We start from the raw sequence: 24,425 nt of genomic DNA on the forward strand, positions 1-24,425 counted from the left end.
TTTTCCCAATTACGATTGTAGTGTTGTGGCTAAGCGATTTAATTTACCGCGTAAAGAGCCGTCAATTACAGTATCGCCCGCCTTGATAATAAGGCCGCCGATAACTGTAGCGTCTTCACTACAATTCAGCTTAACTTTGCGTGCGAAACGTTTTTCAAGTGCCGCTACCAGTGACTCTAGCTGCGCTGCAGCGAGAGGCGTTGCCGAAATCACATCAATATCGATTTCTTTTTCATAGTCTGCTTTTAATGCAGAAAATAAATGGGCAACTTCAGGCAGTGCAATCAAACGTCCATTTTCAGCCATCACCTTCACTAGGTTCTGACCTTGTTCGTTGAGCTGCTCACCACATAAGTTAATAAATAACTCAGCTTGTGCAGTAGCAGTAGGCAATCCAGCTAAAATGGTAGATGCCTGTTCATTGCTGGCAACGTGGCCAGCAAAGAACAACATGTCATTCCAGCTTTCAATGGTGCCTTTTTCAACGGCAAGTTCAAAAGCCGCTTTAGCGTATGGGCGAGCGATAGTAGTCAATTCAGACATGCTCATACCCTCCTAATTACAGCTCAGCGACAAGTTTTTCAACGATGTCACTATGTGCGGCTTGATTGATTTCGCGCTCTAAAATTCTTTCTGCGCCAACCACTGCCAGCGTAGCTACTTTCTTACGTAGCTCTTCTGTCACACGGTTGCGCTCTGATTCAATTTCAGAGTGCCCTTGAGCAATAATTTTTTCACGCTCTTGCTGACCACGAACTGTTTCTTCGTCAACAATTAGCACAGCACGCTTTTTAGCTTGTTCAATGATATCAGCCGCTTGAGCCTTTGCATCTTTAAGCTGTTCTGCAGCTTTGTGTTGCGCAAGTTCTAAGTCTTTTTCGGCTCTATCAGAGGCAGCTAAACCATCTTCGATCTTCTTCTGGCGAGCTTCAATTGCACCGTTTAGTGGTGGCCATACGTATTTCATACAAAATAATACGAACACCGTAAACGCAATTAATTCACCGATAAGAGTGGCGTTTAAATTCACAACCGCTCCTCCTTAAATAGTAAGCTGTTCAAAAAATAAAATTAAAGTACGAACAACAATACCATCGCGATACCAACACCAATCATTGCTACAGCATCGATTAGACCAGCAAGGATAAACATTTTAACTTGTAGCGATGGTGCAAGCTCAGGTTGACGTGCACATGCTTCAAGGAATTTACCGCCCATGTTACCAAAACCAACAGCTGTACCGATTGCACCAAAACCAATTAGTAGTGCAACTGCGATGTATTTTAAGCCTGTTACTAGTTCTAAAGCTTCCATTTATTTCTCCAAAGTTTCAATTGTAATTAAAAGTAAAATTGTAAATATAGTAATTAGTGATTATCTGAGCTTGCCATGCTTAGGTATACGATTGTAAGCATCATAAATACGAATGCTTGCAGTACGATTACTAAGATATGGAATACGGCCCACACAAAGTGCAACGGTAATTGCATTAAACCTACAGCACCTATAAGGATGAAGATTAACTCACCTGCATATAAGTTACCGAACAAACGCAGAGCCAGTGAAAACGGCTTAGAAACCAATGCGATAAGTTCTAGTAATAAATTAAACGGAATTAAAAGAATCTGCATAGCTGTATTGTTTGAACTAAACGGGTGAAGTGTTAGTTCTTTAATAAAACCGCCGATACCTTTAATTTTAATTGAGTAACCAATCATGAGAATGAACACGCCCAGCGCAAGGGCTGCGGTCATGTTGATATCGGTTGTTGGTACAATTTTCATGTATACGTCGTGTGAATCCATACCAAACGCAGTTTCACCAACAAAGCCAGCAAATGCAGGTAAGAAGTCAACAGGGATTAAATCCATTAAGTTCATTAAAAATATCCACACGAATATTGTTAATGCTAATGGTGCAATTAGCTTACTTTTACCATGGAAAGTATCGCGTACGTTGTCACCAACGAACTCAACAATCATTTCAATAAAACATTGAAATTTTCCAGGTACACCCAGAGTTGATTTTTTTGCGGCACTACGGAAGATCCATAAAAATATTAGACCTAGTCCGATAGACCATGCGAGGGTATCTACATGCCATGTCCAGAAACCACTATCCGTACATGCTTTATTGAAGGCAAGACCAGCGTCGGTCGAGCACATCTTAGCATTGGTTAAGTGGTGCTGAATATGGCTAGATAGAGTAACTTCTTCTGCAGCCATGTTATATCCCAAAAGTTAATGTTTAAAAAAAACGGGTGTAAACAATCCTGTAAACAACACTAATACATATGCACAAAAAAACGGCAACAAAATGACCGTGTAAGATTTAAGTATCAGTGCAAACAAAACGATTGTTAGCATAAATTTTAGTCCGTTGCCGCGTTTTAACGAAGCATACGCTTGATTTGCACGACTTGCCCCCATGTATCTGAATGCATAAAGTGCAAATACAAGGTTAGGAAATACTGCGACTGCACCACCAGCTAGTGCTGAAAGGGCGGCATTGGTTTCCCAACCTATAAAAATTATTAGTGCAGCTAAAAAGACTACCAATCCCTGAAGGCAAATTAATTTTAATGCGGCAAGCCTATATGGGCCTGCTAACTTATTAGTCACTTTTAATTAACCTTTATGACGTTCTACTTATCAGGGCATGAAAACTGGCGAAATTATACTTAATCCTGCCAGTTTTGCAACTTGAGTAAGCGCTTTGTAACACAAAATCACTGTAAATGTCGCTTTTTAGACATCCAATGAATTAATGGTGGGAATAGTCTTGATTAATACGATTTAAAATACCGTCTAATTCATCAAGGTTAGTGTAAGAGATAACCAACTTACCTTTACCTTTTTTGTTGTAATTTATTTCAACTTTTGCCCCTAGGTTATCAGCAAGTTGTTGCTCTAACTGTTTAACATCAGGGTCTTTTTCTGATATTTCTTTTTCTGGAGCAGGCTCTAAAATAGAGCGTACTAGTTTTTCGGTCTCACGAACGGTTAATGCTTTAGCAACAGCTAAGCGTGCGGCATCTGATTGCACTTCGCCTTCAAGCGCTAATAAACAACGTGCATGGCCCATTTCAATGTCACCATGTTCTAACAATGTTTTTACATCATTGTTAAGATTATTTAAACGCAGTAAATTAGTGACTGTTGTACGAGATTTACCGACGGCATCTGCGACTTGTTGATGGGTTAGTTCAAACTCACTCAATAAACGATTAAGTGCAATCGCTTCTTCCATGGCGTTTAAGTCTTCACGTTGAATATTTTCAATCAAGGCAATGGCTACGGCCGCTTCATCTGGTACATCTTTAATAATACAGGGTACTAAATCAAGTTTGGCAATTTGCGCAGCGCGCCAACGACGCTCACCGGCAATAATTTCGTAGCTATTATGTGCAACAGGGCGCACGACTATGGGTTGAATAATCCCTTGTGAACGTATAGAACTGGCAAGCTCTTCAAGTGCCTCTTCCGACATGTCTTTACGTGGTTGGTATTTACCTGAATGTAAAAACTCTATGGGAAGTTTTTGTAATTCACTGTTACTAGGCTGAGCCACATCGCCAACCTTGCTGTTTAAATTAGCGCTGTCGTGTTCCTTGCTTTCGCTTGGCGCAGGTTTAGATGAACTTAAAAGCGCATCGAGTCCTCGGCCTAAACCTCGTTTTTTAGCAGACATGTTATTTTTTTACCTCAAAGTTAGGCGACAACGGGAGTTGTTTTTTCTTTTCTGCGTAGCATTTCACCCGCGAGCGCTAAATACGCTTTCGCGCCACTTGATGCTCGATCGTAGTACATTGCTGGTGCCCCAAAGCTGGGCGCTTCAGCAAGTCGAACATTACGTGGGATCACCGTACGGTATACTTTATCGCCAAAATGTTGTTTTAATTGTTCTGATACATCGTTTGCTAGTCGATTACGCGGATCGTACATAGTACGTAGTATGCCTTCAATTTGTAAGTTAGGATTAACTAACTTCGCAAGTTGCGTAATCGTATCCATTAATGCGGTTAATCCTTCCAGCGCATAATATTCACACTGCATAGGCACCAAAATAGAATCAGCGGCAGCCATGGCATTAACGGTTAACATATTTAAAGAAGGCGGGCAGTCTATAAAAATAAACTCATACTGATCCTGAATTTTTTCAAGTGCGTTGCGCAAGCGTACTTCTCGGGCAAATAATTCCATTAATTTAACTTCTGCAGCGGTTACATCGCCATTTGCAGCAATCATATGGTACTCACCAGAGGTTTCTTTAATAATTACCTCATCAATAGGCTTATCTTCTATGAGCAAGTCATAAATAGTAGGCACGTCGCCATACTTGTCGACGCCACTGCCCATGGTTGCATTGCCTTGCGGGTCGAGATCTATTAACAGCACTTTACGTTTCGTTGCAGCCATAGATGCAGCGAGATTAACGGCAGTGGTCGTTTTACCCACTCCGCCTTTTTGATTTGCTAATGCGATGACTTTTGCCACAGTGTCTCTGATCCCTAGTCTTTAGAAAGAATAATTAAATGTCGTTGTGCATCTAAATCTGGTACTTGTAATGCAATTTTTTGCTCAAACTTAACACCAGCAGGGAGTGAATCTAATTCCTCACTTGGAAACACCCCTTTAAGCGCAATAAACTTACCTGAATGATCAATTAAGTGCCAGCACCAGTCAATCATATCTTGTAACGATGCAAATGCACGACTTAGTACGCCATCTAATTTAACACTTGGCTGATATTCTTCAACTCTTGACTGCACAGGAGTGACATTATCAAGGCCTAGCTCATGTTTAACATGCATTAAAAAACGTACACGTTTACCTAAACTATCTAATAATACAAATTGCGTATTAGGTAAGGCAATAGCCAATACAATACCTGGTAAGCCAGGACCAGTACCAACATCAATATAATGATGACCGGTCAAGTGAGGCGCAACAACTAAGCTATCCATTATATGTTTAACCATCATTTCTTGAGGTAAACGTACTGAGGTTAAATTATAGGCTTTATTCCACTTATCTAATAATTCGACATAGCGGACGAATTGTTGCTGTTGTTTTTGTGTTAGCGCAATATCAGTTTGCGCTAACAAAGTTGTTAATTGTTGCTGTAACACACTGTACCTTTACCGTTACGCTGTTTTGCGCAACAAGCCTTGCTTTTTCAGATACACTAATAATAGCGAAATCGCCGCTGGGGTGATACCAGAAATACGCGAGGCTTGGCCAATAGTGTCTGGACGAGCCTCAATCAGCTTAGCAACAACCTCGTTTGATAAACCAGAGACGGTTTTATAATCAAACTCTTTGGGTAAAATTGTTTCTTCATGGCGAAGCTGCTTATTGATCTCATCTTGCTGACGCACAATGTAACCGGCGTATTTAGTATGAATTTCAACCTGCTCTAAAGCGGCCTGGTTAGTAAATTCAGATCCCAGCCCTTCAATCGCCATTAACTCGTTATAACGCACTTCAGGGCGACGCAACAATTCTTCTAAGTTAGCTTCACGTACAAGTGGGGTTTTAAGTAATTCATTTACTTTGTTAACCATGGCGTGATCTTTGTGGATCCAAGTATCTTTAATACGCTGTTTCTCTTTGGCGATCACGTCCATTTTTTCGTTAAATGCTTGCCAACGTTCATCGTTAACTAAACCTAGTTCGCGGCCTTTTTCTGTCAAACGAATATCAGCGTTATCTTCACGTAATAATAAACGGTATTCAGCACGGCTTGTGAACATGCGGTACGGCTCTTTCGTGCCCAGTGTTGTTAAGTCGTCAATTAGTACACCTACATAGGCTTGATCACGACGTGGCGTCCACGATTCTTTACCTTGCACTTGTAATGCCGCATTCAAACCGGCAATTAAACCTTGCGCTCCAGCTTCTTCGTAACCCGTGGTGCCATTGATTTGACCGGCAAAGAATAAACCATCAATAAATTTTGTCTCTAGTGATTGTTTTAAATCACGCGGATCAAAAAAGTCATATTCAATCGCATAACCAGGACGGCAAATATGTGCATTTTCAAAACCAGTAATCGATTGCACAATGTCTAACTGCACATCAAACGGTAAACTGGTTGAAATACCATTAGGGTATAACTCGTATGAGGTTAAGCCTTCTGGCTCTACAAATATTTGATGCTTATCTTTATCTGCAAAACGGACAATTTTATCTTCAATTGATGGACAGTAACGTGGGCCTATGCCTTCAATAACACCTGAATACATAGGTGAGCGATGTAAGTTTTTGCGAATAACATCATGTGTTTTTTCATTCGTGTAAGTGATGTAACACGGAATTTGTTGTGGGTGGTCGCTTTGTTTACCCATAAATGAGAATACCGGTGTGGGTGCATCGCCTGGTTGTTCTTGCATTTTAGAAAAATCAACAGTCCGGGCATCAATACGTGGTGGTGTGCCTGTTTTTAAACGATCCACTCTAAATGGAAGTTCACGTAAACGATCAGCTAATGCAATCGAAGGAGGATCGCCTGCACGGCCACCTTTAAAGTTTTCAAGACCAATATGAATTTGGCCCCCTAAAAATGTACCTACGGTCAGTACTACGCTCGGTGTACTGAAACGTAAACCCATTTGCGTAACTACACCCATTACACGATCGTTTTCAACAATAAGATCATCACATGATTGTTGAAAAATCTTTAAATTTTCTTGATTTTGAAGTGTGGTTTGAATAGCTGCTTTGTACAACGCACGATCTGCCTGAGCACGAGTAGCTCGTACAGCAGGGCCTTTAGAAGAATTAAGCGTACGGAATTGGATCCCGCCTTTGTCAATCGCTTGAGCCATTGCGCCACCAAGGGCATCAATTTCTTTAACCAAGTGACCTTTGCCAATGCCACCAATTGCTGGGTTACATGACATTTGACCAAGTGTATCCATATTGTGAGTTAGCAGCAGGGTATTCATCCCCATACGGGCAGCTGCTAATGCGGCTTCAGTGCCTGCATGTCCACCGCCTACTACGATAACGTCAAAATTTTCGTGAAAAATCATTAATGGGATCCTACTTAAATCAAACCAGTAAACTTCAAAAGGGAGCGTATTCTACCTAGAAATTAGCAGAAGATAAATGATTAAACAGTGCTCAAGATCTAAGTAAGTGATCTCTAATAATATAAAGGATCTTTCAAAGAGATCTTTTATTACTATTACTACTACTGATCGGGTTTTCTGTTGATAAGCTTTAGATCATCATTAAAAACATACAATTAGATCGGATCTAAAGGTGTTAGTATGATCGGATCTTCAGGCAAATAAGCTCTGATCAAAACAGGGTGTTATGCACAAGTCGATCTGGACACGATCTTATCCCATGGATAAGCATAGCTAAAAAAGCAGTTTAATCAGTGTTTATCCACAAAATCTGGTAAATTATTAGTAAATTGTGGGTAACTTTATTTATAACTTTTTACTTGATCTTTTTATTTTAAACCTGTTTGTACTATCCATGAGTTTAACCAAGCTAAAGCGGTATCTTCTGGCAGCGCTTCATCAAGAATGTTTAATTCTAACCGCTGCGCTACCTTTACTGCGCCTTTTTGACTCAAAAGTGCATCTATATTGCGTCCTGCAAGGTTGTAGGTGTCATAACTGGTATCGCCAAGTGCAATAACCGAATACCTCAAATGAGAAAGATCATCTGCTTGGGATACATCATTCACAAAACTAATTAAATTGTCTGGATAATCACCTGCGCCATAAGTTGATGTACAAATTAACCAAATAGTATTTTGTTGATCTATTATATTAAATTCAGGTTGATCATGTATTTGAGTCTTAATGCCTTGTTCGTTAAGTGCATCGCTTAATTGCTCTGCAACGTACTCAGCGGATCCCATTTGGCTGCCAACGATAATATTTACTGAACTCATGAATAATGATGATCTTAATAAGTTTTAATTACTGCCTATAATATCTTAGTGAACATAACAGTAAAGTTAAGAGTGTTATTTTGTATAACTATTTTTGTCGTTATTTAAGCCTAGAGTTAAAATTACTATTTAAGTAATTGATTATTAATGGCTTAACAAAATATATTCAAATGTAATCTTCTGATCAAGTTGTTGATAAGGTTGGGTAAAGCTCTGCTTAACTATTGGCTTAGATTAAAAGTAGCTTGCTAAGTTATTGATCTTATATTGCGGATTAACTTTTAGTGCTCATAAATAAGCAAATTTTGACTTGTTGATCTTAGTGTGGATACAAAGCTTGTTGATAACCCAAAATAGGGATCGAAAATAATTTTAAAAAATGATCTATTTAGTCAGAATAGACTAAATAACCATTATTATTGTTTATAAACAGCCCTTTTTTAATTAAATACAGCCTATATTGTCATTTTAAAGGCATTTAATTTTTTGCTGAGGCAAAAAAACAGCTAATTGTGGATAACTGATCTACAAAAAAATAAATTTGGGTGATTTAAACAGACTATTTAACTGCTTTTTGCGGGTGTTGTTGGTGATCAAAAGTTTATCTTAGGTACATTTTATTTTTATGGCTCGATAAATATTAATGTTCTAAGTTGGATAGCCAATGCTACAGATGAACGTTTAGAGTGATAAATCCGATCTTCCGCACCCATTTTAAGAATAAATCCGCTGATATTTTTCACCCAAGCAATCAACAATGGTTTGATTGCGCGGCTGCATATTCGCCACCATGGGTGGCTTATCAGGCCAATACATTATGATGATATGCTCGAAGCACTGGAACACCCAGCGTGCCGTGGGGCGTTGGCCCGGCTTGTATTTCATTGTGGGGAAGTAGCAGTTTTTCTCGACCAAGGTTTTGCGAATTTGATGCTCTAACCCCGCGTACACCATTAGGCAGCAAGTCATTACCATGAGTAACGCTTCAATGCGCTCAGGCTTTTTCAGGTAAATAGCGCTCGTAAGGAAGTCGGGACTTTTCAAGAATCGAAAGCCTTTTTCTACATTCTGCTGCGCTTTGTAGCTGCTCAGCAAGTTTGCCATGTCAAGATGGTCGCTAACATCATTGGTGGCAATAATGAACAAACCCAGTTGTTGTAAAGCGGCTTTTCTGGATGCCAGAGGTGTGCATAATGCACCCGTAATCTGGTATTCGATACGCTCAGGAGATTGTCCGAGTTTAGGGCGTCCTGCTCCCTTAAAAATGGCTACTTCAACAACATTTGCATCCACATCACATACCGCTTGTTTACCTCGCCATTTTATAAGGGCGCTTTGTGCGTCATTTTGGCAAACGAAGCGTTGTTGGCACAGTTTTTTAAAGCTTTTGCGGGCAACTTCTCCGGCTTTTAGCATACGCTTGTTCAGGTTATGCTGCTCTCGCTTATACGCCTGCTCACTGCGAATGAGTAGCCATTTTTGTTTCACCCCCCCGTATTCACTGTCATAACTCACGCCTTCATAGCCAGGTGAGATAGGGGTGAAATTCAAGTTAGGCGCTTGCTTAACAAGGGTTTTAGCTTCTTTGAGGGTTTGCGGTACCCGCGTAATGAACAGTTGGCCTTGAGTATGTAAATCTTTAATGGTTTCTTGCACATACAAGGCGGCATCGGCCACAAAGTAGCGGCTGGCTTGCGCGGCTTTTAAACTGCCAATATGTGCCTTTACAATCTGTTTAAAGCCTTCCATATCATTGCTGTTGCCACTGGCAGGCTTCATATAAACCGGAATGCCTGACTGGTTCTCACAGATAAGATTGAGTATCACTTGGTTGAGCTCAGGGCGATGGTCGCGCGAATAACCTTTCGCGATACGGATAGGTTTTGGTTCGTCATCATCAGGCTCGCTTGTCGCTTTGCCATCGTAATGAAAGCTTGTTGAATCAAGGTGTAAAGCTTCGGTTTGTAACCCTAATTTCTCTACCACCGCCTCACCCAATTGCTGATACAGCTTCGATACGCCGTATTCATATAAGGTGTCTAAACAGCGACCAAGCGCATCGTCGTTGATGTGCTCGGACTTTACGCCTTCACCAATTAATCTATCAAGCGGCTTGCCTTGAAAATACTCGCTGTACATATGCAGTGTGCGGCCAGTGAAACCTAGGCCGTTTAGCACCATAGCCAACACTAATTGACCACAACTGATGTTGCGCTCAGGCGCCACGCCACCGAGTGCGTTATCAATCATATCGACAAAACCTAGATCGTGACAAAATCCAGCAACTAAGCCGTGGTGTTCGAGTTTTTGGGCATAAGGGATAGACATAAATACGCGCTCTCAAAAGAGAGTAATAGATCAAATATAGAGATCGCCGTCAAGTATTTTTTAACAAAATTCGATCAACCGCTCATTTAATGAACTAATTTAATTCAGATTTAGGGTGCGGAATGACAGATAAATAAGCATAATTAGGCTTGCTTTTGTACTATAAATGGAGGTGTTTAATCTGCTATTTGATGTGATTTTTGATCCCATTCACCCCTTAAGTACATTTTTAAAGGCAAATTTAGGCCAATATAAGCTGCTATTCTAAGTTTTTTTTATGTTCAATGTGGATAATTAAAACACAGCTATATGAGGTGTTTTTATAAATATTAGGCATTATTAAGGGCACCTAAGCGCCCTTAATAATTTTATAGTTACTTACTAATTCTATTATTTACCGATACAAAACGAGCTAAATATTTTGCCAAGCAAATCATCAGAGGTAAATTCGCCAGTGATCTCGTTTAAGTAGTTTTGTGTTAAACGTAGTTCTTCAGCGAGGATTTCACCGGCCACGTGCATCTCTAATTGTGTTTTACCGGTATATAAATGATGAGCTGCATGCTCCAGTGCATCTAAATGACGACGACGAGCCATGAAGCCACCTTCTGTGGCGCCATCAAAACCTATACATGCTTTTAAGTGAGTACGAACTAACTCTATACCATCAGCATTTTTAGCGCTTAGACTGATCACAGGGTATTGCTGATTTTCACTCATGCCGACTTCATCACCCGATAAATCGGCTTTATTTCTGATCACAGTCACGCCCATGCCAGCAGGTAGTTTGGCCATAAACTCTGGCCAAATAGCATGTGGGTCGGTATCTTTGGTATCAGTGCCATCAAGCATAAACAGCACGCGATCGGCTTGTTTTATTTCATCCCATGCGCGTTCAATACCTATTTTCTCAACTTTGTCTGGGCTTTCGCGCAGGCCTGCGGTGTCGATTATATGCAGTGGCATACCATCAATATGTATATGCTCTCGTAATACGTCACGGGTTGTGCCGGCTATTTCGGTTACAATGGCGGCTTCTCGCCCTGCTAGGGCATTAAGTAGACTCGATTTACCGGCGTTAGGGCGACCCGCAATAACGACTCGCATGCCTTCGCGCATTATGCTGCCCTGTTTGGCTTGATTAGTTACATTATTAAGTTGTTCAATAATGGCATTTAAATCACCAGCGACTTTCCCGTCAGATAAAAAGTCGATTTCTTCGTCGGGGAAGTCAATAGCCGCTTCCACATACATACGCAAGTGAATGACTTTTTCAACCAAGGTCTCTATATGTTTAGAGAACTGGCCTTGAAGTGATTGCAGAGCGCTTTTAGCTGCTTGCTCACTGGTTGCATTAATTAAATCGCTAATGGCCTCTGCTTGAGTTAAATCAAGCTTGTCGTTCATAAAGGCACGCTCTGAGAATTCCCCAGGCTTAGCTAAACGCACACCCTCTATTTTACTTATTTCTTTAAGTAGCATATCAAGAACAACGGGACCGCCATGACCTTGCAGTTCGAGTACGTCTTCACCGGTAAATGAGTTAGGACCGGCAAAGTAAATCGCAATACCTTGGTCAAGTTGCTGGCCTGCAAGGGTGTTAAATGGCACATAGTCGGCGTAGCGAACTTTAGGGATTTTGCCTATTATTTTTTCAGCGACCTGTTTGGCTAGGTTTCCTGAAACGCGAATAATACCAACACCACCTCGGCCTGGGGCGGTTGCTTGTGCTGCAATAGTATCGTGATTGATCATGCGGTTTATTTGCCAACTTAAATAACGTAATGGCGCTATTGTAACCTATCAAATAGGTACTCGCGAATGCTGTTATAAAATTGGCAATAAAAAAGGCGACCTAAGTCGCCTTTATATAAGTAGTTGCTAAGTTAGCCCCTTACTTTAATACCTTTCTTTTCCATGCCACGATAGATGATCAACATCTGGACAATAGAAATAAGGTTAGATACTAACCAGTAAAGTACTAAACCAGATGGGAACCATAAAAAGAATACAGAGAAAATAACTGGCATATAGGTCATCATCTTTTGCTGCATCGGGTCGGTTACTGTCATTGGTTGTAATTTTTGCGTCACAAACATACTTAAACCAAATAAAATAGGTAGTACGTAGAACGGGTCTTTCGCAGAAAGGTCAGTTAGCCAAAATATAAACTCAGCATGACGTAGTTCGGTAGACTCTAAAAATACATAAAATAAGGCTAAGAAAATTGGCATTTGTAGTAAAATAGGGAAACAGCCACCCATAGGGTTTACTTTCTCTTTTTTGTACATTTCCATGGTCGCTTGGCCGAATTTTTGACGGTCGTCACCATACTTTTCTTTTAGCGCTTTCATTTTAGGCTGTAATGCACGCATTTTAGCCATTGATGTATATTGCGCTTTAGTAAGTGGGTACATTAACGATTTAACAATAATTGTGATGGCAATAATTGCTACACCCCAGTTACCTAAAATACTGTATAGCCATTTTAGCAGTACAAATAAAGGTTGAGAAATAAACCAAAGCCAACCGTAATCTACGGTTAAATCTAAATTTGGATGAATCGCTTCAAGTTTGTCTGACTCTTTAGGGCCCATGTAATAAGTAGCAGTAAGTATTTGCTCACTCCCTGCTTGAACATTTACCGCTTCGTCTTTCACACCAATAATAGCGGCATTACTTTTAGTAATTAAGCTATAAAGTGTATTAGCTTGATCTTGCATAGGTACCCAAGCACTAACAAAGTAATGCTGAATAAAGGCAACGTAACCACCTTGGGTATTTATGTTTAGGTTTTTATCAGCCATATCTGAAAAACTATACTTTTCGTATTTTTCTTCATCAGTTCCATAGGCAGCCCCTAAATAGTTTTGATCAACTAAACTCCCTTTGTCCTGGACGGTGCGCTTAATTTGTGTATAAAGCTGAACCTGGATAGGCGTGCTGGTGGTGTTGTTAACTTTATATTCTAAGCCAACATCATATTGACCCTTTTTGAATACATATGTTTTAGTAAAGCTTACACCGTTGCTATCTATAAACTGAAGAGGAACGCGAAGCTCATCACCGGTTAAAGTGTAAGATGTCTGTTCTGATTGGTAAGTCGGACGACCATTTGCTGATGCATCAGGACCATTTAAACCAATCAAACCACTTTGTGAAAAGTATTGATTACCATCAAACTCACCAAGTAGCATGAAAGGCGTTTCTTCGCCTTTTACTTCTTCATACTGGAGTAAATCTGATTCAACAATATCACCACCCTTGGTGTCGATTTTAACTTTAAAAACGTCTGTTTTAATTTTTATAACAGAACGTTTGGCTAAAGTTGTTGAAGCAGGTAAACCTGAGTCCGATGACGTTGGAATATAATCATCTGATTCTGGTGAATTTTCTTTTAGTGTCTGTGTAGTGGCACTAGGATCGGCTTTTGGCGCGTTGTAGTCATTATTCCATTCTTGAAATAATAAAAACGACACTAGCATCAGGCCGATGAATAAAAACGTGCGTTGCGATTCCATAACAGCTCTTATTTCTCGTGTTGGTGGTTAATACGGGTTAATTTTTCAGGTACGGGATCGTCTCCACCTGAATGTAAAGGATGGCATTTTAATATGCGTTTAACTGTGAGCCAACTGCCTTTTACTGCACCATGCAAATTAATTGCTTGAATAGCGTAGCTAGAGCAGGTTGGATTAAAACAACAATGCGGACCTAGCAGCGGGCTAATCCACTTTTGATAACCGCGGATAAATAAAACTAAACAACGTGTTGGTAAAGCAGCAAGTGGTTTAAATAACCTCATGTTGTTCATGCCCCTACATTATGTTTAGTAAATAGATACCATGTATTTAAAGACTCACTATGAGATTTTAAACGCATGATTAAAAGGTGAGCTAAAGATACCTTAATTAACCCTATAATTCTATTGCTATTGGGTTTGTTTAGGTGATTTAGCTGATTTGTTTACTCGTTTCTTAAATGGTGGCGGTTTAGGGGCACCAGGCTTGCAGCGTTCATTAATTTTACGCCACAATTTTGTTAACTGTTTGGTTAGTTCTTCATTAGACTGTTCATCAATGCCACTTTTAACCATCAACACAATATCAATATTATCGAGAGTATGTTGGTTTAAACGAAAACTTTCGCGAGCAAGACGTTTAATACGGTTTCGTTGACATGCCTTTTTTACTCGTTTTTTAGCAACGGTAAGCCCTAATCTTGGTGTAGATTGATCACTTGGTTTTGCTAATAGGGTAAAGAAAGGAGTTGCAGCCCGAGCGGGTTCGTTAAATATGCGAGAGTAATGCGAGGGAGTTAACAGACGTAACTCCCTGCCAAAGCTAAAGTCTTCCACTTATATATTAAGCAGAAAGAACTTTGCGGCCTTTAGCACGGCGACGAGCTAATACTTTACGGCCATTTACAGTTGCCATACGAGCACGGAAACCGTGTGTACGTTTGCGTTTTAAAACGCTAGGTTGAAAAGTTCTTTTCATAACAATCTCATCCGATCGGTTAAAGTTAAAACATCCTATGCAGGTCGCGATCCTGACACAGGTGCCATTGCGAGCGCGAGATATTATAGATGAAGTGTTGAAAAGTCAATCATAATACACATCGTGAGGCATGTTTATTTATGATCATTTTTCATGATCTTATAGGATCATCATAAATAAGAAGTTTTCCACAGCCCCTGTATAAAAAGTGAATAAAAGCATGGGAAAAGTCAATTAGATCATAAATTATTGTCGCGATCTGTGACCAGTTTTGTTATGATCGCTAATCAAGCTTTAAAATAAAAAGCTACTTAAATCAGCTTGTTACTATGTTTATACATCGATATCAACAATTTTGTAAAAATCAATCTTTTACTTGTGGATAAAGTGCATTCATAATAGTGGGTCTTGGGCTGCTTATTGGGCCATTTAAACGCAATATAGGTGTGATTTTGTAATCATTATTGATGTGCGGGAATAAAAATTATATCTCTGGGAGTTTTACTGTGTATCTGTCGGTTTGGCAAAGTTGTTTATATGTATTGCAAGATGAATTGCCCTCGCAGCAATTTAGTATGTGGGTAAGACCACTACAAGCAGAAAGTACCGAAGATACCTTGACGATTTATGCACCTAATCGTTTTGTACTTGATTGGGTAAGAGAAAAGTATCTAAATCGAATAAATGAACTACTGATTGAAATTTGTGGTGTAGAAGCCCCAGAATTACGCTTTGATGTTGGCAGCAAGCCACTATTAAATGCACAAGTCTCGTCAGTAGTTGAAACACAATCAACGTCAAGCACGCAAGCAACGGCAAAACAACAACCACGAGAACAAAAACCGGTTGTGGAGCCTGCACCTAAATCAATATATAAATCAAATATTAAAGAAAACTATACTTTTGATAGTTTTGTTGAAGGTAAGTCTAACCAATTAGCAAAAGCGGCCGCCACTCAGGTAGCAGACAACCCAGGCTCTGCATTTAACCCTGTTTTTATATATGGTGGAACGGGTTTAGGTAAAACGCATTTATTACATGCGGTAGGCAATGGCATTATGGCTAATAAGCCAGATGCAAAAATTGTATACATGCATTCAGAACGCTTTGTTCAAGACATGGTTAAAGCACTGCAAAACAATGCGATAGAAGAGTTTAAGCGTTATTACCGTAGTGTTGATGCACTCATGATTGATGATATTCAATTTTTTGCCAATAAAGAGCGCTCGCAAGAAGAATTTTTTCATACCTTTAATGCATTACTTGAAGGTAACCAGCAAATTATTTTAACCTCAGATCGCTATCCAAAAGAGATTGAAGGGGTTGAAGACCGCCTTAAATCACGTTTTGGTTGGGGATTAACTATCGCGATTGAGCCGCCTGAGCTTGAAACTCGCGTTGCTATTTTGATGAAAAAAGCCCAACAAAGTAAAATTAATTTACCACACGAAGTGGCGTTTTTTATTGCTAAAAAATTACGTTCGAATGTACGTGAACTGGAAGGTGCATTAAACCGAGTGATTGCTAATGCAAACTTTACCGGCCGCCCAATTTCTATCGACTTTGTAAAAGAAGCACTGCGCGATTTATTAGCATTGCAAGATAAACTAGTCACTATAGACAATATTCAACGTACGGTTGCAGAATACTATAGAATACGCGTGTCTGATTTACTCTCCAAGCGCCGTAGTCGCTCCATAGCAAGGCCTCGTCAAGTCGCTATGGCACTCTCTAAAGAGCTTACTAATCATAGTTTACCTGAAATTGGAGACGCTTTTGGTGGGCGCGACCACACAACAGTATTGCATGCTTGTCGAAAAATTAAATCATTACGTGACGAAAGCCACGAAATTAAAGAAGATTATCAAAATTTAATAAGAACATTGTCATCTTAGGGCTGACTTTATTATGCAAATAACAATATCAAGAGAACAGTTTTTAAAACCATTGGTACAAGTATCGGGTGCTATTGAGCGTAAGCATACGTTACCTATTTTATCTAACGTATTACTCGTGGTAGAAAATGGCCAGCTTTCGATGACAGGGACCGACCTTGAAATTGAGTTAGTGGCGAGTGTGTTTGTTGGTGATGATATCGCTGATACTAAGCTTACGCTACCGGCTAAAAAATTACTCGATATTTGTAAAAGTTTACCGGATGGATCAGACCTTACTTTGAGCTTGCAAGACCATCAATTACTTTTAACTAGTGGTAAAAGTCGTTTTTCTTTGGCTACATTGGCTGCCGAAGACTTTCCTAATTTAGAGCAGTGGGATGGTGAGGTTGAGTTTCAACTAACGCGTTTAGAGTTGCGTAAATTACTTGAAAGCACACACTTTTCAATGGCAAACCAAGATGTGCGTTATTACTTAAACGGCATGTCGTTTGAAGTTGATAACAACGATATAAAAACAGTAGCCACTGATGGGCATCGTTTAGCGATTGCTCAAAAGCAACTTGGGCAGTCATTAAATACGCAGCGTCAATTAATTATACCGCGTAAAGGTGTGCAGGAAATTATGCGCCTGATGGTTGCCGATCAAGAATTAGTGACAATTCAGTTTGGTGCCAACCATATTCGTATTATTGATATTGAATTTACTTTTACCAGTAAATTAGTTGATGGTCGATTCCCTGATTACCGACGTGTTTTACCACGCGGCGGAGATAAGGTAATTACGGCTAATCGTGAATGGTTGCGTAATGCATTTCAACGGGTATCTATTTTATCTAATGAAAAGTTTCGTGGTGTGCGTTTAAATTTATCAAACGGTTTACTAAAAATTACCGCCAATAACCCAGAGCAAGAACAAGCTGAAGAAGTTGTCGAGGTTATGTACGAGGGTGATGACCTAGAAATAGGATTTAATGTGTCATACGTGCTTGATGTATTAAATACATTAAAAACAGAAGATGTATTATTTACACTTGCAGATTCAAATAGCAGTGCGCTTATAGAAGGTGCTGGTGATGAAGAAGCGATGTACGTTGTTATGCCAATGCGTTTATAAGATTATTAATACATAATGAGCTTAAGTCATTTGAGCCTCAAATATTTTCGTAATATTGAGGCGCTGACGCTAGAACCCGTTGACGGCGTTAATATAATTTATGGTGAAAATGGCAGCGGAAAAACCAGCCTTTTAGAGGCGATATATTACCTTTCTCACGGCAAATCTTTTCGAACTTCTAAACACAAAAGCATTATAGCTCACCAGCAAGATCAGTTTGTTATTCATGGCCGAAAATCGTTATACGATTTATCGATCCCCATAGGAATAAGCAAAAATCAAGCAGGCGAAACTAACTTAAAAATACAGGGTAAAGCGAGCCGTAAAGTCTCTGAACTTGCTCAGCTGATGCCGGTACAAGTAATTACACCTGAAAGCTATTCGCTGTTTTTTGGAGGCCCTAAAGAACGCAGAAAGTTTTTAGACTTAGGTTTGTTCCACGTGGATCATGAGTTTTTTTTCTTGTGGCAATCGTTTAATAAAGTGCTTAAACAACGTAATGCATTGCTGAAATCTAAGCCTAAGAATTATTTTGACCAAATCAAGTTTTGGGACAAAGAATTTGTTAGACTGGCTGAACAAATAAATAAATTAAGAATCGCGTATATAACTAGGTTTAAGCAGCAGTTTTTTGATAAAATGTGTGCAGAATTAACGCTAATACGCGATTTAAAAATCAGCTTTAATGCGGGTTGGAAAGATAGCGAATCTCTTAGTGACGCTTTAGAGCAAAGCTTTGAGCGAGATGCTCGCCAAGGTTTTACTAGTAAGGGCCCTCATAAGGCTGATTTTAGTTTTAGTGTCGCTGGCAGCAGTGTTGAAAATATATTTTCACGCGGGCAATTAAAGCTGTTGTTGTATGCGTTAAAAGTAACGCAAAATAGTTTAATTGAGTCAGAGACCGATAAGCAATCTATATTGCTAATAGATGATTTACCTTCAGAGTTAAGCGAAGATGCAAAAGGGAAAGTGGGTCAGTTATTGACACATTGCAGTTCTCAAATATTTATTTCTTCAATTTTGTCTGAAAGTATTTCTGCTGTGGTGGAACCCATGAAACGAGAACTAAAAATGTTCCACGTGAAACATGGCAACCTAATAACAAGATAAGTGGGATTAACCATGTCTGAGAATTATGATTCGTCGAGTATTAAAGTACTTAAAGGATTAGATGCAGTAAGAAAGCGTCCTGGAATGTATATAGGGGACACCGATGATGGTACGGGCTTGCACCACATGGTGTTTGAGGTCGTTGATAACTCTATCGATGAGGCTTTAGCTGGTCACTGTGATGATATATATGTCACTATTCACTTAGACGGTTCGGTATCTGTAAAAGATAACGGCCGTGGTATACCAACTTCTATACATGAAGAGGAAGGGATATCTGCAGCTGAAGTAATTATGACCGTACTCCATGCTGGTGGTAAGTTTGATGATAACTCTTATAAAGTATCAGGTGGCTTGCATGGCGTAGGTATATCAGTTGTAAATGCATTATCAGAAAAGTTAAAACTAACTATTCGTCGTGAAGGTAAATTGCATGAGCAGTGTTATACCATGGGTGTTCCTGACGCACCATTGGCTGTAATTGGTGATTCTCAATCAACCGGTACCGAAATACGTTTTTGGCCAAGTGGCGAAACATTTACAAACCTTGATTATCATTTCGATATTCTAGCTAAGCGTTTACGCGAGCTATCGTTTTTGAACTCAGGCGTAAGTATTATTTTAAGTGATGAACGCGAAGAGAATAAAAGAGAACACTTTAAATATGAAGGGGGTATTCGTGCCTTTGTTGAGTATTTAAACCGTAATAAAACACCTATTCATAAAGGGGTGTTCCACTTTACTCATGAACGTGCAGAAGATGGTATTAGTGTTGAAGTATCAATGCAGTGGAATGACGCTTACCAAGAAAACATTTACTGTTTTACAAATAACATACCACAACGCGATGGGGGGACTCACTTAGCTGGTTTTAGATCTGCATTAACGCGTACGCTTAATAATTACATGGAAAAAGAAGGCTTTAATAAAAAAGCTAAAACAACCAGTAATGCAACCGGCGATGATGCACGTGAAGGCTTAACTGCGGTTGTAAGTGTTAAAGTGCCAGATCCAAAATTCTCATCACAAACAAAAGATAAACTCGTTTCTAGTGAAGTGAAATCTGCAGTTGAGCAAGCGATGGCAGAGAAGTTTACTGAGTTTTTGTTAGAAAATCCCGTTGATGCAAAAATTGTTGTTGGTAAAATCATTGACGCTTCACGTGCGCGTGAGGCAGCGCGTAAAGCCCGTGAAATGACACGCCGTAAAGGTGCTATGGATTTAGCTGGTTTACCAGGTAAATTAGCCGATTGCCAAGAGAAAGATCCCGCACAATCTGAACTATACATAGTGGAGGGTGACTCAGCTGGCGGCTCAGCCAAGCAGGGTCGTAATCGTAAAAACCAAGCAATTCTCCCGCTTAAAGGTAAAATTTTAAACGTAGAAAAAGCACGTTTTGATAAAATGCTGTCTTCACAAGAAGTGGCAACGCTAATTACTGCTTTAGGTTGTGGTATTGGTCGTGACGAATATAATCCTGAAAAATTACGTTATCATCGTATTATTATCATGACCGATGCGGACGTCGATGGTTCACATATTCGTACTTTGCTACTGACATTTTTCTATCGTCAAATGCCTGAAATTGTTGAGCGCGGTTATATTTATATTGCTCAGCCACCACTTTATAAAGTGAAAAAAGGCAAGCAAGAGCGTTATATAAAAGACGATCCTGCTTTAGTTGATTACTTAACTTCTTTAGCACTTAGCAATGCTGCTTTATATACAGGTGAAAATGCTGAAGCCGTTGATGGTGATGCATTAGAAGCGATTGTTCATGATTATCAAAATACCGTTAAAGTTATTGAGCGTTTAAAGCGTAAATATCCAAACACGGTTATGAATCGTTTGATTTACCAAAGTGAACTGAAAAAAGAACACCTTTTAGATGAAGCTAAGGTCATTGCTTGGACTAAAGAACTGGTTGATGACTTAATAGTACGTGATGAAGATGCTACAATTTTCCATGCAGGAACTGAGCATGATACAGAGCGTAATTTATATTATCCGGTTGTGAATATTCGTCAGCATGGTGTGGATAAAGCGCATGTACTTCATTATGACTTTATTACCTCAAAAGACTACCAACGTATTGCTGTAACAGGTAAAAATATAGCAAACATCATCACCGAGGGTGCTTATATCCAACGTGGAGAAAAAACAAAACCTGTTGATAACTTTGTGGATGCATTAGAATGGATGATCGCAGAATCTAAGCGTGGGATCTATATTCAACGCTATAAAGGATTGGGTGAAATGAATCCAAACCAACTGTGGGAAACCACCATGGATCCAAGCGCACGCCGCATGTTGCAAGTAACGATTGAAGATGCTGTTGCTGCAGATCAATTATTTGCCACCTTAATGGGCGATCAAGTTGAGCCTCGTCGTGAGTTTATAGAAGCTAATGCACTGCGTGTGGTTAATTTAGACGTATAATTAAATTAGTGTAATTACATAAAAGGAGCCTTAGGCTCCTTTTTTATTTTTTCAATTGCACAAACTGCTTAAAACCTGAGTGTGCACAAGGTATACTGAGGGTAATTTTCACGCTACTTCTCAGATAGTAAAAAGCCAAATATGCAAAAATATGACGTTAAAACCTTTCAAGGTTTGATCCTGGCTTTACAGGATTATTGGGCACAGCAAGGCTGTGTCATTATTCAACCACTTGACATGGAAGTGGGCGCAGGGACATTTCACCCGCAAACATTTTTAAAATCAATTGGCCCAGAGCCAATGTCGAGCGCATACGTTCAACCGTGTCGTCGTCCTACCGATGGTCGTTACGGTGAGAACCCAAACCGTTTACAACATTACTACCAATTCCAAGTTGTGTTAAAGCCATCACCAGACAATATTCAAGAGCTTTACTTAGGTTCTTTAGCTGCTGTAGGTATTGATACCCTAACTGACGAAGTGCGCTTTGTAGAAGATAACTGGGAGTCACCTACATTAGGTGCGTGGGGCCTAGGTTGGGAAATTTGGTTAAATGGCATGGAGGTAACGCAGTTTACTTACTTCCAGCAGGTGGGCGGTTTAGAATGCTCACCGGTAACGGGTGAAATTACTTACGGCCTAGAGCGTTTAGCAATGTATATTCAAGGCGTAGATAGCATTTACGACCTAGTATGGGCAGATGGCCCATTTGGACGCGTAACTTACGGTGACGTGTTCCATCAAAATGAAGTTGAGCAATCAACCTATAACTTTGAACATGCAAACGTAGAAGACTTATTTGCACAGTTTGATAAGTGCGAAGCAGAAAGCCAAAAGTTAATTGAAGCAAACTTACCACTGCCTGCTTATGAGCAAGTAATGAAAGCATCGCATGCGTTTAACTTATTAGACGCACGTCATGCTATTTCAGTCACCGAGCGTCAACGTTATATTTTACGCGTTCGTGCGTTATCAAAAGCGTGTGCACAAAGTTATTACGATGCACGTGAAGCACTCGGTTTCCCGCTGTGTAAGGATAAGTAAGCATGTCAGCAGAAAATTTATTAGTAGAAATTGGCACCGAAGAGTTGCCACCAAAAGCACTTCGTAAATTAGCCGAAGCCTTTGCTGCAAATTTAACAGCAGAATTAGAAAGCTTAGAACTAGGTCACCAAGGTGTTAGCTGGTATGCGTCGCCTCGTCGTTTAGGTTTACAAGTAAAAGCACTTGACGCTAAACAACAAGACAAAGAAGTTGAAAAACGCGGCCCAGCAACTAAAGCGGCATTTGACGCTGAGGGCAACCCAACTAAAGCCGCTATGGGTTGGGCACGTGGTTGTGGAATTGAAGTAAAAGATGCGCAAACACTCGAAACCGATAAAGGCGCATGGTTATTGCACATTGCTAAAGTAGCAGGGCAAGAAACCAAAACGTTAATGACTGACGCTATAAGCAAAGCACTCGCTAAGTTACCTATTCCTAAACCAATGCGTTGGGGCGCAAATAAAACACAATTTATTCGCCCAGTGCATACGGTAACTATTTTATTCGGTAGTGAACTAATAGAAGGTGAGATACTCGGTAAGCAAGTGAGCAATCAACTACAAGGCCATCGTTTTCATCATCCAGAAAAAATTAGCATTAACCATGCTGATGATGTGTTTGACGTACTTAAATCAGCTTACGTTATAGCTGACTACGAACAGCGTAAAGCACAAATTCGCGCGCAAATAGAAGACGCAGCGAAAGCAGTTAATGCCGTTGTAGCTATGGATGAAGATTTACTTGAAGAAGTTACCTCACTGGTAGAATGGCCAGTAACGTTAACAGCTACATTTGAAGAAGCATTTTTAGATGTACCTGCTGAAGCACTAATTTATACCATGAAGGACGATCAGAAATACTTCCCGTTATTAGGCCAAGACGGCAAACTTTTAAATAAGTTTTTGTTTGTTTCTAACATCGAAAGTAAAGATCCCAGTGTGGTTATTTCTGGTAACGAAAAAGTCGTGCGCCCGCGTTTAGCTGATGCGCAGTTCTTCTTTGAAACCGATAAAAAGAAAACCCTTGAAAGCCGTTTAGAATCTCTTGATAGTGTATTGTTCCAAAAACAACTTGGTACGCTTAAAGATAAGTCACAGCGTATTAGTGAATTGGCTGGTTACATTGCAGAGCAACTTGGTGCCGACAAAGCACTAGCAGCGCGTGCTGGCTTATTAAGTAAAACCGATTTAATGACCGAAATGGTAATGGAGTTTACCGACGTACAAGGTGTAATGGGAATGCATTACGCTCGTCACGATGGTGAAGCAGAGGAAGTCGCAGTAGCACAAAACGAGCAATACATGCCTCGTTTTGCCGGTGACAACTTACCAACTAATTTGATCAGCTGCGCAGTTGCTATTGCAGATAAGTTTGACACGCTGGTGGGTATTTTTGGTATAGGCCAAGCACCAAAAGGTGATAAAGACCCATTTGCACTTCGTCGTGCGGCCATTGGTGCACTGCGTATTATGGTAGAAAAACAGCTACCGCTTGATATTTTAGACCTGGTTGCTAAGTCGCAAACCTTGTTTGGCGAAAAGCTGACTAATCTAAATGTATCAACCGATGTGTTTGACTTTATGCTAGGGCGCTTCCGTGCTTGGTATCAAGATGAAGGTATTGAAGTCGATGTAATTCAAGCCGTGCTTGCGCGACGCCCAACGAAGCCTGTAGACTTCGAACGCCGTGTTAAAGCCGTAAGTCATTTTCGTACATTAGACGCCGCAGAATCGCTTGCAGGGGCTAATAAGCGTGTAAGTAATATTCTGGCTAAAAACAATATTACTACGCAAGGTGATGTTGATCAGCGTTTATTAACTGATGACGCAGAAAAAGTACTGGCTTCTCAAGTGGCAAAATTTGCCATTGACTTAGCGCCACTATATAGCGACGGAAACTACCAAGAGGCATTAAGCCAACTAGCAGGCATTCGTGACAGTGTTGATAACTTTTTTGACAATGTCATGGTAATGGCCGACGATGAAGCGGTTAAGCAAAATCGTCTTGCGCTTTTAAGTCAGCTAAGTGGTTTGTTTTTAGAAATTGCAGATATTTCTGTACTACAAAAATAACAGCTAA

Annotated in this window: 22 protein-coding genes; 6 read left to right on the top strand and 16 right to left on the bottom strand. The window is 40.0% G+C overall.

The features are described 5' to 3' along the window. Positions 1-9: 9 nt before the first annotated feature. The 16 genes from atpH to rpmH all read right to left on the bottom strand — a co-directional run bounded on the left by atpH (position 10) and on the right by rpmH (position 14,741). Positions 10-543: a F0F1 ATP synthase subunit delta gene (atpH, locus tag AC6H44_RS15335; RefSeq protein WP_500736552.1), complete on the bottom strand. Its 534-nt coding sequence runs from the start codon at positions 541-543 to the stop codon at positions 10-12. A 16-nt stretch (positions 544-559) separates the two neighbouring features. Next, complete coding sequence (atpF, locus tag AC6H44_RS15340; RefSeq protein WP_013466265.1) at positions 560-1,030, bottom strand: F0F1 ATP synthase subunit B; 471 nt, start codon at positions 1,028-1,030, stop codon at positions 560-562. Between the two features lie 41 nt (positions 1,031-1,071). Next, positions 1,072-1,314, bottom strand: coding sequence for a F0F1 ATP synthase subunit C (gene atpE / locus AC6H44_RS15345; RefSeq protein ID WP_006793954.1), 243 nt, complete (start codon positions 1,312-1,314; stop codon positions 1,072-1,074). Positions 1,315-1,367: 53 nt separating this feature from the next. Continuing rightward, complete coding sequence (gene atpB / locus AC6H44_RS15350) at positions 1,368-2,225, bottom strand: F0F1 ATP synthase subunit A (RefSeq protein WP_500736555.1); 858 nt, start codon at positions 2,223-2,225, stop codon at positions 1,368-1,370. Between the two features lie 15 nt (positions 2,226-2,240). Next, positions 2,241-2,621, bottom strand: a complete 381-nt coding sequence (locus AC6H44_RS15355; protein ID WP_500736556.1) for an ATP synthase subunit I — start codon at positions 2,619-2,621, stop codon at positions 2,241-2,243. Between the two features lie 142 nt (positions 2,622-2,763). Beyond that, positions 2,764-3,690, bottom strand: coding sequence for a ParB/RepB/Spo0J family partition protein (locus AC6H44_RS15360; RefSeq protein ID WP_500736558.1), 927 nt, complete (start codon positions 3,688-3,690; stop codon positions 2,764-2,766). A 20-nt stretch (positions 3,691-3,710) separates the two neighbouring features. Continuing rightward, positions 3,711-4,496, bottom strand: a complete 786-nt coding sequence (locus AC6H44_RS15365) for a ParA family protein (RefSeq protein ID WP_008112117.1) — start codon at positions 4,494-4,496, stop codon at positions 3,711-3,713. Positions 4,497-4,510: 14 nt separating this feature from the next. Further along, a complete protein-coding gene (rsmG, locus tag AC6H44_RS15370) occupies positions 4,511-5,131 on the bottom strand; it encodes a 16S rRNA (guanine(527)-N(7))-methyltransferase RsmG (RefSeq protein WP_500736560.1) in 621 nt (206 codons plus the stop codon). A gap of 15 nt (positions 5,132-5,146) precedes the next feature. After that, on the bottom strand, positions 5,147-7,036 hold the full coding sequence (mnmG, locus tag AC6H44_RS15375) for a tRNA uridine-5-carboxymethylaminomethyl(34) synthesis enzyme MnmG (protein ID WP_500736562.1): 1,890 nt from the start codon (positions 7,034-7,036) through the stop codon (positions 5,147-5,149). A 428-nt stretch (positions 7,037-7,464) separates the two neighbouring features. Continuing rightward, complete coding sequence (mioC, locus tag AC6H44_RS15380; RefSeq protein ID WP_500736563.1) at positions 7,465-7,914, bottom strand: FMN-binding protein MioC; 450 nt, start codon at positions 7,912-7,914, stop codon at positions 7,465-7,467. A gap of 714 nt (positions 7,915-8,628) precedes the next feature. Next, a complete protein-coding gene (locus AC6H44_RS15385) occupies positions 8,629-10,242 on the bottom strand; it encodes an IS1634 family transposase (RefSeq protein ID WP_500734997.1) in 1,614 nt (537 codons plus the stop codon). A gap of 390 nt (positions 10,243-10,632) precedes the next feature. Then, on the bottom strand, positions 10,633-11,997 hold the full coding sequence (gene mnmE / locus AC6H44_RS15390) for a tRNA uridine-5-carboxymethylaminomethyl(34) synthesis GTPase MnmE (RefSeq protein ID WP_500736564.1): 1,365 nt from the start codon (positions 11,995-11,997) through the stop codon (positions 10,633-10,635). A 131-nt stretch (positions 11,998-12,128) separates the two neighbouring features. After that, on the bottom strand, positions 12,129-13,763 hold the full coding sequence (gene yidC / locus AC6H44_RS15395) for a membrane protein insertase YidC (protein WP_500736565.1): 1,635 nt from the start codon (positions 13,761-13,763) through the stop codon (positions 12,129-12,131). 8 nt (positions 13,764-13,771) lie between these two features. Continuing rightward, positions 13,772-14,047, bottom strand: coding sequence for a membrane protein insertion efficiency factor YidD (yidD, locus tag AC6H44_RS15400; protein ID WP_500736566.1), 276 nt, complete (start codon positions 14,045-14,047; stop codon positions 13,772-13,774). A gap of 126 nt (positions 14,048-14,173) precedes the next feature. Further along, positions 14,174-14,599 (bottom strand): ribonuclease P protein component, encoded by a 426-nt coding sequence (gene rnpA, locus AC6H44_RS15405; protein ID WP_500736567.1) that lies wholly within the window; start codon positions 14,597-14,599, stop codon positions 14,174-14,176. Positions 14,600-14,606: 7 nt separating this feature from the next. Then, positions 14,607-14,741, bottom strand: coding sequence for a 50S ribosomal protein L34 (gene rpmH / locus AC6H44_RS15410; protein ID WP_008112968.1), 135 nt, complete (start codon positions 14,739-14,741; stop codon positions 14,607-14,609). A gap of 506 nt (positions 14,742-15,247) precedes the next feature. On the opposite strand from rpmH, the gene dnaA reads away from it, so the two are divergent. From dnaA to glyS, 6 genes are all read left to right on the top strand, one after another. Further along, a complete protein-coding gene (dnaA, locus tag AC6H44_RS15415) occupies positions 15,248-16,636 on the top strand; it encodes a chromosomal replication initiator protein DnaA (RefSeq protein ID WP_500736569.1) in 1,389 nt (462 codons plus the stop codon). 13 nt (positions 16,637-16,649) lie between these two features. Then, positions 16,650-17,753: a DNA polymerase III subunit beta gene (gene dnaN / locus AC6H44_RS15420; RefSeq protein ID WP_500736570.1), complete on the top strand. Its 1,104-nt coding sequence runs from the start codon at positions 16,650-16,652 to the stop codon at positions 17,751-17,753. Between the two features lie 15 nt (positions 17,754-17,768). Then, complete coding sequence (gene recF, locus AC6H44_RS15425; RefSeq protein WP_500736572.1) at positions 17,769-18,863, top strand: DNA replication/repair protein RecF; 1,095 nt, start codon at positions 17,769-17,771, stop codon at positions 18,861-18,863. Positions 18,864-18,875: 12 nt separating this feature from the next. After that, positions 18,876-21,302 (top strand): DNA topoisomerase (ATP-hydrolyzing) subunit B, encoded by a 2,427-nt coding sequence (gene gyrB, locus AC6H44_RS15430; protein WP_500736574.1) that lies wholly within the window; start codon positions 18,876-18,878, stop codon positions 21,300-21,302. Positions 21,303-21,443: 141 nt separating this feature from the next. Further along, a complete protein-coding gene (glyQ, locus tag AC6H44_RS15435; protein ID WP_500736576.1) occupies positions 21,444-22,346 on the top strand; it encodes a glycine--tRNA ligase subunit alpha in 903 nt (300 codons plus the stop codon). 2 nt (positions 22,347-22,348) lie between these two features. Continuing rightward, positions 22,349-24,418 carry a glycine--tRNA ligase subunit beta gene (glyS, locus tag AC6H44_RS15440; RefSeq protein WP_500736577.1) on the top strand — a complete coding sequence of 690 codons (2,070 nt, stop codon included), beginning with the start codon at positions 22,349-22,351 and terminating at the stop codon, positions 24,416-24,418. Positions 24,419-24,425 lie beyond the last annotated feature (7 nt).

The sequence above is a fragment of the Pseudoalteromonas sp. TAP-3C genome (assembly GCF_059888565.1).